Below are 11115 nucleotides of genomic sequence, written 5' to 3' on the forward strand. Positions count from 1 at the left end.
GTATGAGTAACCTATCGCCTAATAAACTATTCCCGATTTTACTACTGTTGTTTAATGCAACGGGCTGCAAAAAAGATGGCGGTGGTTTTAGTTATGATAAATATTATGCTAGCCGCCCCGATATTCAAAACTGTGTTACCGGCAGTTTAAATAGCAGCAGTAAAGAAGCAGTGCTGGCCAGGGTAAACTATATTCGCAGCCTGCATAAATTACCCGCTGTTGTTTATAATACCAAATACGACGAATTGGCGCAGCAATCGGCCCTGATAGGCGCAGCGAATGCGGAACTTAACCACTACCCCGCCACCACATCAGAATGCTTTAGCAAAGATGGCGCATTAGGCAGTAGCACCAGCAACCTCGGCATCAGTTTAAGTAGCGACGTAAGCAATTTTAGCGATGAAAAAAATGCAGACCGCTGGCTTACCGAAGAATACAGTGAAACCATTGGCCACCGGCGCTGGCTGCTCGATCCCTTTTTAAAGTACGTATCCTACGGCCGGGTGGACGGCAAACCCAAAAGATCCAGTTACGGCTTCGTTTCTGCCGTATCGCTTAAAGTAATAAACAACGAATTTGCAGATATAACCTACTTACACGTAAATTATGTGGCTTACCCGTATGCAGATTATCCTACCTCGCTCTTCTTAAAAAATGGTATCCTTAGTTTCTCGGTACTGTACGATAACCTAAACGAATGGAATAACTCTTATATAAAATACACCCACACTGTTGTAGAAGTAACGAGTGATGATGGACACGCTTTACTTGTATCTGCCGTTAACTTTGATAACCAGAACGAGGGCCTCCCCAACTCCATCCAATGGAAGGCGGACGGGCTGAAGGATAATATTACCTACACCGTTAAAATAAAAAATGTAGAGGCCGATGGTAATATTTTAAATTACCAATACACTTTCCGGCTGATAAAATAACCGCGGCACTGCTATTTCAGCTGGTGGGGATTAAATCCAGAATTGCTTATTCACTTATCAGGCTCACATAGCTTACCGCAGGTAGTTTAAACCGGGCCGCACCATCTTTTACCTCCACAGCGTGCTCTTCTTTCATATTAGTTTTCCTGTTGGTGATGTAATAACGAAGCCGTGCAACTTTCGTGGGCAAGCCAGTCAAATTCACTTCGCGCGTGCTGCCGTTATTTACCAATTGCAGGGCATAAACGCCTTTGCCGTTATCGCCCATAGCTGCGGCAGAAATTCCGGGTCGGTCTACACTAACCGGCATGGCAAATAAACCTTTGGGTGTGATGGAAAGCTGCTTTAAATTCCAGAAACGCTGTCCCGGGTGCAGTGGCTCGGGGTTGCCAAAAATGCCACCGCCTATCAGCGGCGAGTAATCGGCAGTAAGTTGCCATTGCAATATAGAAACCGGCTGGCAAATGGCCAGCAAACGGGTATATAGGTTTATCTCCTCCAGCGCGTAAGTTTGTTCCTGGAAAATGTCGGGATAGTTCCAGGCAGCGGCATCAATACTACCCTCGCCTACAATTAGCGGCACATTCATTTTGGTAGCGGCATCTGCCCATTTTTGCAGCGTGGCGCTATCCCAGCCCCTCCAACTGTGGAAAGATATCGCACCGATGTACGGCTTGGCAGCAGGGTCATCCATTGCCGGGTATATAAACTTATAAGTTGTTGCGTCTGAGTTATCGCCCAGTAACAATTTGGTCTGGAGGCCTTTGAAGGCCATATAAGCGCCAAGCCCCTTGACAAAATCGCGGTGCTCCTCTCCTGTTTGGCGGATATTGATACCGAGGTCCGATTCATTAAAAGAGAACATCTTAACCTCGAAACCGTATTTAGCTTTCAGATAAAGGATATAGTCGGTTATGGATCTGTAGATTGCTTCATCCTGCGAATGATCCAGCGGGTTGCCCCAAACGCCTTCGGGTGTAGGCCTGAAACGTGGCGGGCCTACAATTGCCCAGTTAGGTGCCGACCATGCCGAAAGGATCACCGGGATGCCCATGCTATCCAACCGGCGCGCCATCTGCATCGATTTTAACACAAAAGGATTCAGTTTGCCATTATTTGCTTCTGTTGTGGGGTCAACGCCTTTTTCGGGTTGCCAAAAGCGCCATGGCATCTCTACCCTGCCCCAAGCTACACGCAGGTTTTGCAGGCTATAATCAATCACCTGAGGATCTGTCTTCGGGTTTTGCAGGCGAAAATTACCGCCAAGCCCGGCAAATTCGCGGCCCGGTTGCGCGGTATTAATAACCAGGTTAACCGGTTGTGTATCTATCAGGCCTTCTGTTTTAATGCTGAGCGTTTTATTTATTACATCGCCGCGATGCACCTCATCCAGCGCCAGCGACACATACAGTTGCAGGTTACCTAACGAATCTTTACGCACTATCACCATCTCCGGTTCGTCAAAACTTACTTTTAATTTACGTGTGGCAGCGATAAACTCCACGCCTTTAGCTTTTACACTTACAAAGCTATTGGCAAAACCCGGCGCGTATTGCTTTAACCAATCTTCTTTTACCCCGGCTAACTGCAGGCGGCTTTCGGCATACTCCGCTACGGGCAGTGTCATGCAAAAGAAAACACCCTTTATGGCGGTATCTTTTTTGGCGATCACCTGCAGATCCACCTTTATTTTGCCGGAGCCTGCGTCGGTAACGGTCTGGCTGAAAAAAAGGCTGTCTATACGGGTAACTACGATCTGGTCATCGCCCCTGCGGCTATACTTGGGCGACTGCTTTTCCTTGGCCGTCGCGGCCATACGTTTGCCATTGGCACTGATCACCCGCAGGCTGGTCTCGAAGCCGTAAAGCTGCCCTTTGTTGCGGATACCGGTAATATTTCCCCATGGCTCCACTTCGGCCTGGGCGAACGCATGATTAACAGTGAAAGTGCTGAGCAATAAAATAAGTATAGCTAATGCCCTAAAACAGGGGTGCAAGGTGGCGGAGAAATTTTTCAATTGGCGTAGCGTTTATTGTGGTCTAAATTACAGTAACCGCAGCTATTACCGTCAATGATATTTTAACATAAACGCATCGAAATTCGACAGTACAAAAACAAAAAGGCAGCCCTTGAAGGGGCTGCCTGGTAATAATTATCTGGTAAAGCGAAATAAGTACTTTTAAATTAAGCTGGTTGTTTAACGCCTTTGTCCATCAGGTCGCCAAGTGTAACTTCTTCGTCCTGAACAGGGTAAATTTCGATACCGTGATCAAATACGTCAATACCGCCAACACCCAGTTCGCCATGCTCTTCAACACGCAGTTTCCACGGATGTGGTAATTTGTTGATGATATACATCATAGAGAAAGATACAATGAACACAGCAGCGGTAATGATGAAGCTACCAACTAATTGGGCCTCAAGCACCGCGCCACCGCCACCGTACAGTAAACCGGTAACGGGCGCAGTATTATCTGCACCTGTAGGTGTAGTAAAACCAAACTGGCCGGATGCGAATAAACCTAATGATAATGTTCCCCAGATACCGTTTAAACCGTGTACCGAGAATGCACCAACCGGATCATCGATACGGAACCATTCAACAATATAAACACCGGCAAATATGATGATACCGCCAATGGCGCCTATCATGATAGAACCGAAAGGGCTAACCCAGTAGCATGGGCAGGTAATAGCAACCAAACCAGCCAGGAAACCGTTAACGGTAAAGGCCAGATCGAACTTGCCTTTTGTAGGGCCCCACCATAAAGCGGCAAGCATAGCGGTGAAACCACCGGCACAGGCTGCTAAAGTAGTGTTGGTAGCCACACGGCCAATCCCCTGCATATCCATCGCATTTAGGGTACTGCCCGGGTTAAAGCCGTACCAGCCAAACCAAAGGATGAAACCACCCACGGCAGCTATCAATAAGTTATGCCCGGCCGGTAAGCCGCCCTTTTCTTTATTATCGCGTGCAAATATGCGGCCTAAGCGTGGCCCCAAAACTATTGCGCCGGCCAATGATGCAACACCACCAATAGTATGCACTACGGTTGATCCTGCAAAGTCGCGGAATGGCTGGCCCAATAATTTTGCGAACACGCCCGATGTACCCATGGTAGCCAGGAAACCATCCGGTCCCCAGGCCCAGTGGCCAATGATTGGGTATATAAAGCCTGTGATACCTATTGAGTAAAGGATATCGCCGCGGAAACTTGTGCGGCCTATCATAGCACCAGATACGATGGTAGAGCAGGTATCGGCAAATGCAAACTGGAAGATCCAGTGCGCCAATACCGGTACACCGTAAGCGAGGTAGGTATCAGGTATGTTTTGTAAAAAGAACCAGGTTTTACCGTCTGCGCCGCCCCAGCCAATAAAGCCGTTGCCCTGGCCAAACATAAAGGCATAACCAATTGCATAGAATAAGATACCGCAAAGGCAGGTATCAAAAATACATTCCATTAAAACGTTAACGGTTTCTCTTTTGCGGGCGAAACCAGCCTCAAGCATTACAAAGCCCGCCTGCATCCCAAATACAAGGAAAGCGGCAACCAGGGTCCAAACGGTGTTGATGGTGTTGATCATTGATGTTTCGTGCGCAGTGTAGGTGTCTGCAGCATGAGCCGGTGTACCAAAAAAGTTTGGCAGCACCATCATGGCCATTACAACCAGGAACAAGCCGGTTAGTTTCCCGATAAAAATGGTAGCACCGAGCTGCCATTTTTCCTTCGACAGCTGCCGGAAGGAGTCCAGCAGGCTGATTTTTGTAGAATTACTCTTCATTTGTTGTTAATTAAGTGGATTGATATGTTAAAAAAAGTCTTTTTAGCAAATGGGGGTTGAAATCGCTATTAAACACAACACTTAAAAAATCAAAAACCGAAATTCAGGTTATTAATTATTAATATTTTATGAAAATATGAATGAATTTCAATAAAAACAAATCATAAATGATATATTTTCAATAAAAGCCGCAAAAAAATCAATTATTAACATCTAAAAAACGGAAATTAATTTTAAAAAGAAAAAATTAAAGATTAAAAATTGTGATTTTATAAAATACGGGCATCATAAAGTCCATATTTTTATATATTTGATAATATTAACAAAGAATTAAACATTTTTTAACTTAAAGCGTATGCTATGCATGCATAAAATCAAGAAAAACACTTGCTTTTAGGATAAAACTCGATTTTATATGGAGAATATATAAATACAAGGCCGATCGGGTCTTTATTCGATACAAAAGTAAAATTGATTGAAAGAAGGGGTATATATAAAGGTGAGTCTGCCGGCGAAGTTGCCGGCATAGGTTTCAAGAAATGGTATCTTTGATTACATTTAATTACTTGCCAAAGGCCACACCAGCTTCAGTCGGCGATTGCCGTAACCCATCATTCAGTTTGCTGAATTCACTCAAAGCAGCCTTGAAACGAAAGTAGCGTTGCTTTTCAAACAAAGCCAGTTTTGGCTTTACATCATCAAGCATATCCACAGCCTCGGCCAGGTATTGCTTTAACTGTTCCATTTCTTTTGAATTTTCCATAACACGAGGAGTTATACTCAAAGGTAAGAAAAGGATGTTTATTTACTAATATTTTTAGTAAATATTACACAAATGGCGATCTACCAGTTTCAAACTAACACCGGTTGATCTTTAAAAGCACCATCATTCCTGCATCTAAATATGCAGGTGTTCCACTTTAAAAGCGGAACACTTATTTTCAAAACAATATTGATAATCAATATTTTACCGTTTTTGGTGAAACACTTTGGAACACCCCTGCTGTTTAAATAAAGCCCGTAAGTAACTTATTATAAATAAATTATAAAAATAGTAGAAAAATATAAAAAGCACGGCGTGAAACAGTTAATCAACGCTTTTACTGGAGAAATTGGCGCAGGGCTTATTTGCAAAAGCACCCAGCGAGGGCATAAAGGTAGTTCTGTCAAACCAGGCTATAAATTGGAGGTTTGGCTCTACTACGCTCAATTAAGTGCCCTGCTTTGAGGTCGAGTTTAACCGTTTCGCCGTACCAATGGGTATTTCCTTTGAAATGCCCGTTCAACCGCTGATAAATTGCCTCCATGAGCTGCGTATGACTTAAATCGCCATCCTGCAAAATCTCCAATATAGCGGATTTGTGACCTCATATTTTTCCAGAGAAATAACCTTACTGGTTTTGCCAGCCTTCGGATGCAGGGTTTGGATGGTGACGTCTTTCATGCTGCTAATTCATTAAGGTAGAAAGTTCATCATTTAACCGAAGTTTACAAGTTAAATCAAACACAAAAATCCGAAATCGAACACCCGAATTCCGAAATCAAACCCTTTCATAACCGTACACCCCACTGTATCACCACAGTACAGCGAACAATAAATAAATAACACAATTATCTAAAAATCAGCGTCTTAAAAGCATGGCATTCCTTTTGACACCGATATATTATAATTGGTGCCATCATGAGAAATAACCGGCCATTGATCAGGCGTACCTTTCGCCAGGAACGCTTCGATATCCTTATCAAAAAACAACGTAACGGCAACGCCACCTTTAACGACCTTACCGAACTGGACGACATTGTAAACCGCGACCCTGAGATACGCGAAAGCATCCTCGAAGAAATGCACGAGCACGAGCACCCTACCCGGGAACCCGAACAGGAAGAAATTGTTATGCTAAAAACCAAAAAGCCCCTTAATTTACTGGAACGCTTAAAGGCATTTGTTAACCGGATGTTTATGGTAGAAGCTACCGGCCTTAAAACTGTTTTGCTGGGTTGAAAACAGGATTTCTTTAAGCTTAATACCTTAGGAGTATAAGCTTAAAGAAGATGATGTTTATTTTTCGGGAGGCGTTGAGGTGATCTCTCCAAATTCATTTACGTAGGCCATCATGCTGTCCAGGTCGCTGCTGCCGGGGTTATCCTTGCGTTCCTGTTTGCGTTGTGCCTTATCTTCCTTTTTTTTCTGGCGGTTTTTTTCCAGTTGTTTTTTCATGAACGTTGCTTGCGATTTAGCCATATTGGTATGCGGGTTAGTTAATAATTATTTTAAGAGAATAAAAAAGCATCTGCCTTACGGCAGATGCTCACGATTAAATTTTATAGTGATTTGTTAAACTACTTTTACATTTACCGCTGTTAGGCCTTTTTTGCCTTCTTCTACATCGAACGTTACGCTATCATTTTCGCGGATCTCATCGATCAGGCCGGTAGAGTGAACAAAAACATCGCTTCTGTTATCACTCTGTGAAATAAATCCAAAGCCTTTTGTGACGTTGAAAAACTTTACAGTTCCTTCTTTTGACATTATAATATTGTTTTTAATAAGTGTGCAAGGTAGTCATTATATACGGCATTATTTTTAATAATAAACTTTTACTTCAATTTAATTAAAAAACCTGCTCATTTTCAATAAATAAAGGTTACATTTAAACAATTCCACAAATACATTTTTAAAGCATCTGCTGCGTTTCATGGCGAGGCAGGTATCCATTTCAGCTAATTTACATATCTATATATCATGAGCAAAGACAAGAAACAGGTTAAGGAAACCAAAAAAGAAAAAAGCCTTAATGTAAACAAAAAAGTATCATCCTATCAGTCGGGCAAAAGCACCTCCTCTGCCGACCTTACTTCTAAAAAGAAATAACCTCCTAATGGACGAAAAAACAATAGAAAACCAAACCCGCCTATACCTGTACGACCTGATGAACACTGCCAGGGAACACGGCTTTAAAGCCGATGACGTATGGGAATTTAGCCTTGTTGGTGACATAGAAAGACTGCGTTTGCAGAAGGCTTATCACCCAACCATTGCTACTAAAATGCTACCCGAGGCTGTTTTGGAAGTATTCCACCAGATAAAATCGAGGCTGAACCAATCCTTCAGCAGAGACGAACAGTCGCTTGATAAACGCACCGTAGTTACCGACAACCTGAACTATCTGGTTGCCTACAACCTGAAAAGACCAAGGACGTAGTGGTGAGTAGTAAATGGTGAGTAGTGAGTGTGCAATAGTCGGTTAACGCTCACACTAACTCCCTACTCACCATTAACAATCATTACTCACTACTCATCACTTACTACTCACTATTCGGGTTCATCCAAATAACTTTTACTTACCTCATTATCTGCTCCCGGCTGGCGGCGTTTGCCGTAGAACTTGGTTTCGCTGAAATGGTCGTGGTCGTAAAAATCGGTACCCAGCATTACATTGGCTTCCGGACTTACAAATACGTTACGGATCTGTGCTTCGGTATCAGTGTTGATCTCCCTCCCCCGTTCGTAAATAGGCAAAGCTAAGATCTGAGCTTTGGTAATATCCGGGATAATCACATTGTCCTCCTCCTCATGCAGTTCGGCCACACCAATGGGGATCAGTACACGGCCATCCTCTAAGTCGATGTCGTTATTCTCCATGTGTAAAATAACATACCGTACCTTGCGCGATTGCGGGTTAAACAGTAACTCATCCACCTCGCCTATTTTATTATTGTCGGAGTCTCTCACATCCCAACCCTGTATATCGGGCTGGCCATCCACTATCTCGAAATCGCTTTCGCTCAACTCTTCCAGTTTGCTATAATCATTATCTTCTGAAGCCATGTCGTTATTGCTTAAGGTTGAATATTAGTTTTTTGTGGTATCTGCCGGGAACGCTACAATTTCCACACTGCGGTTTTGCTGCCTGCCGCTTTCGGTTCCGTTGGTGGCAATAGGTTTGGCCTCACCAACTGAGTGTACGGAGATCATATCTTCGGCAAAACCACCTTTACTGATCAGCCATTCCTTAACCGCATTGGCACGCTGTGCGCCCAGGATGCGGTTAGTTGATGACGCGCCTGTGCTATCAGTATGGCCGTAAACGCCTATCGCCGCATTATTGAATCTTTTTTGGAGCGATGCCGAGATCAGTTTCAGCCTGCCATCGGCACTGCCCTGTAAGGTGCTCTGGTCTTCAGCAAACAGGATATTTTCGCCTAAACCGTAAATGGTGTATTTATCGGTACCGCGTACCAAAATGGCAGTATCGGTAATTTCATCGTAAGTGGATCGCGGCAGTTCAAAATCCACGGCTTCCCAATCGGGCTGGGTAACAGCTACTTTTGTGGCTGTATTAATGGTATCCACATGGGTAGAATCCGAATCGACAGTTTTTAATACCTGCGGTTGGTAACTACGGTTGCATCCGCGCCACAACATAAACAATACACCAAGTATCACCAAAAGTATAACGATCCATATCCAAAACGGACTACGTTGTTTGGGCTGTACATCCAGTTGCGCCATAGGTTAAATTAATTTTTACTTAAATCTCTTTATATCAAAGCATCAGAAGGGTATTTGGTTTTAAATTATTGCACGAATTCCACGAATAGGACGAATGACACAAATCAAAAAACTACTTCCATATACGCATAGCAAATTTATTTTTTTAAAAATTCGTGAAATTCGCTTCATTCGTGAAATTCGTGTTTATCATTATCTTAGCCTATATGAAAACTACCAATACCCTATTGCACCTCCTCAGTGCAAAAAACATCACAAAAATGCTGGTTATCCCGGCGCTTTTTGCCGCCGGTGCAGCTACCGCGCAAACCAAGGACCCGGTTGTAGATAACATTGTAAAAGAAGAAACCGAGAACTCGCAACTGGTGCCCCTTGCCCAGCAACTGTTTGATGGTATTGGCCCGCGCCTGGTAGGCACACCGCAAATGGAAAAAGCTGGCCAATGGGCGCTGGAAAAATATAAAGACTGGGGCATTACGGCCCGTTACGAAAAATGGGGCGACTGGCGCGGCTGGGAACGCGGCGTATCGCATATTGATATGGTTACCCCTCGTGTAAAATCATTGGAAGGCACACAACTTGCCTGGAGCCCGGGCATGAAAAAAGCGGTTACTGCCGAAACCATCATCCTGCCTGAATTTGCCGATTCTATCGCGTTTCAAAAATGGCTGCCTGCGGTAAAGGGTAAATTTGTAATGATCTCTATGCTGCAACCTACGGGGCGGCCCGATTATAACTGGACGGAATTTGCCACCAAGGAATCGTTCGATAAGATGAAAGCCGACCGCACCGCCCAAACCGATGCCTGGCGCAAACGTATCAGCAATACCGGTTTAACCGCGCGTACCTTACCTCCCGCATTGGAGAAAGCCGGCGCGGCAGGTGTTGTCACTTCAAACTGGTCGGCAGGTTTTGGGGTTGATAAGATCTTTGGCGCTTACACCAAAAAAACGCCAACAGTTGATATAGCGCTGGAAGATTACGGGATGCTATACCGCTTAACCAAAGGCGGCAGCAAACCAACCATTAAAATACAAGCAGAATCCAAAGAGCTTGGCGCTGTACCAACCTTTAACATTGTTGGCGAAATAAAAGGAGCCGAAAAACCGGATGAGTATGTAATGCTTTCGGCCCACTTTGATTCCTGGGATGGCGGCCAGGGTGCTACCGATAACGGCACTGGTACCTTAACCATGATGGAAGCTATGCGTATCCTTAAAAAGGTATACCCTAACCCAAAGCGCACCATTTTAGTTGGGCATTGGGGCAGCGAAGAACAAGGCCTGAACGGTTCACGCGCTTTTGTGGAAGATCACCCGGAAATTGTGGCCAACCTGCAGGTTTTATTTAACCAGGACAACGGCACCGGCCGCGTTGTGAATATCTCCGGACAAGGCTTTTTAAACAGCTACGATTATATTGGCCGTTGGCTGAGCAAAGCACCCGCAAATATTCGTGAACAGATCACCACCAACTTCCCCGGTGCACCGGGCGGTGGCGGATCCGATTTCGCATCGTTTGTAGCGGTAGGCGCTCCCGGCTTTTCGTTAAGCTCTAACAGCTGGAGCTATGGCAGTTACACCTGGCACACCAACCGCGATACTTACGACAAAGTAGTATTCGACGACGTAAAAAACAACGCTATGTTAACCGCCATACTGGTTTACATGGCTTGTGAAGACCCCGCCAAAACCTCGCGCGACAAAATCGTATTACCCATAAACACCAAAACCGGCGAGCAAACAAAGTGGCCGGCACAAACCAAGGCCAACAGGCATGGTGGGTTTGAATAAAAAATTCATCAGAATCAGAATTTACAGAATTATAGTATTTTCAGAATAACAACAGAAACTCCCATTGCCAATCGAAAATACATTTATA

Annotated in this window: 12 protein-coding genes; 5 read left to right on the forward strand and 7 right to left on the reverse strand. The window is 44.3% G+C overall.

The window, feature by feature from the left end; translation table 11 throughout:
* The first annotated feature begins 2 nt into the window (after positions 1-2).
* Positions 3-935, forward strand: coding sequence for a CAP domain-containing protein (locus ABIX36_RS06400; RefSeq protein WP_348081331.1), 933 nt, complete (start codon positions 3-5; stop codon positions 933-935).
* Between the two features lie 46 nt (positions 936-981).
* Here the strand turns inward: ABIX36_RS06400 and ABIX36_RS06405 are convergent, their stop codons facing one another.
* The 3 genes from ABIX36_RS06405 to ABIX36_RS06415 all read right to left on the reverse strand — a co-directional run bounded on the left by ABIX36_RS06405 (position 982) and on the right by ABIX36_RS06415 (position 5484).
* Positions 982-2952, reverse strand: a complete 1971-nt coding sequence (locus ABIX36_RS06405; protein ID WP_348081332.1) for a hypothetical protein — start codon at positions 2950-2952, stop codon at positions 982-984.
* Positions 2953-3119: 167 nt separating this feature from the next.
* The gene (locus ABIX36_RS06410; protein ID WP_348081333.1) at positions 3120-4721 is read right to left on the reverse strand and encodes an ammonium transporter; all 1602 of its coding nucleotides are present in this window, start codon (positions 4719-4721) and stop codon (positions 3120-3122) included.
* A gap of 562 nt (positions 4722-5283) precedes the next feature.
* A complete protein-coding gene (locus ABIX36_RS06415) occupies positions 5284-5484 on the reverse strand; it encodes a hypothetical protein (protein WP_348081334.1) in 201 nt (66 codons plus the stop codon).
* Positions 5485-6402: 918 nt separating this feature from the next.
* Between ABIX36_RS06415 and ABIX36_RS06420 the strand changes: the two genes are divergently transcribed.
* A complete protein-coding gene (locus tag ABIX36_RS06420) occupies positions 6403-6723 on the forward strand; it encodes a hypothetical protein (protein WP_348081335.1) in 321 nt (106 codons plus the stop codon).
* A 57-nt stretch (positions 6724-6780) separates the two neighbouring features.
* Here the strand turns inward: ABIX36_RS06420 and ABIX36_RS06425 are convergent, their stop codons facing one another.
* Both ABIX36_RS06425 and ABIX36_RS06430 read right to left on the reverse strand, forming a co-directional pair.
* Positions 6781-6963, reverse strand: a complete 183-nt coding sequence (locus ABIX36_RS06425; RefSeq protein ID WP_348081336.1) for a hypothetical protein — start codon at positions 6961-6963, stop codon at positions 6781-6783.
* A gap of 93 nt (positions 6964-7056) precedes the next feature.
* Entirely contained in the window at positions 7057-7251 is a 195-nt protein-coding gene (locus ABIX36_RS06430; protein WP_128533579.1) for a cold shock domain-containing protein, read from the reverse strand.
* A gap of 213 nt (positions 7252-7464) precedes the next feature.
* Here ABIX36_RS06430 and ABIX36_RS06435 point away from each other — a divergent pair, with 213 nt between their 5' ends.
* The gene (locus tag ABIX36_RS06435; protein ID WP_262708165.1) at positions 7465-7593 is read left to right on the forward strand and encodes a hypothetical protein; all 129 of its coding nucleotides are present in this window, start codon (positions 7465-7467) and stop codon (positions 7591-7593) included.
* Positions 7594-7600: 7 nt separating this feature from the next.
* Positions 7601-7924 (forward strand): hypothetical protein, encoded by a 324-nt coding sequence (locus ABIX36_RS06440; protein WP_348081337.1) that lies wholly within the window; start codon positions 7601-7603, stop codon positions 7922-7924.
* 110 nt (positions 7925-8034) lie between these two features.
* Here the strand turns inward: ABIX36_RS06440 and ABIX36_RS06445 are convergent, their stop codons facing one another.
* Together ABIX36_RS06445 and ABIX36_RS06450 are read right to left on the reverse strand one after the other, a co-directional pair.
* Positions 8035-8550 (reverse strand): PRC-barrel domain-containing protein, encoded by a 516-nt coding sequence (locus ABIX36_RS06445; RefSeq protein ID WP_348081338.1) that lies wholly within the window; start codon positions 8548-8550, stop codon positions 8035-8037.
* Positions 8551-8574: 24 nt separating this feature from the next.
* Complete coding sequence (locus ABIX36_RS06450; protein ID WP_348081339.1) at positions 8575-9234, reverse strand: OmpA family protein; 660 nt, start codon at positions 9232-9234, stop codon at positions 8575-8577.
* 206 nt (positions 9235-9440) lie between these two features.
* On the opposite strand from ABIX36_RS06450, the gene ABIX36_RS06455 reads away from it, so the two are divergent.
* A complete protein-coding gene (locus ABIX36_RS06455) occupies positions 9441-11027 on the forward strand; it encodes a M20/M25/M40 family metallo-hydrolase (RefSeq protein WP_348081340.1) in 1587 nt (528 codons plus the stop codon).
* Positions 11028-11115 lie beyond the last annotated feature (88 nt).

It is taken from the genome of Mucilaginibacter sp. (genome assembly GCF_039925265.1).
Taxonomy (GTDB): Bacteria; Bacteroidota; Bacteroidia; order Sphingobacteriales; family Sphingobacteriaceae; genus Mucilaginibacter.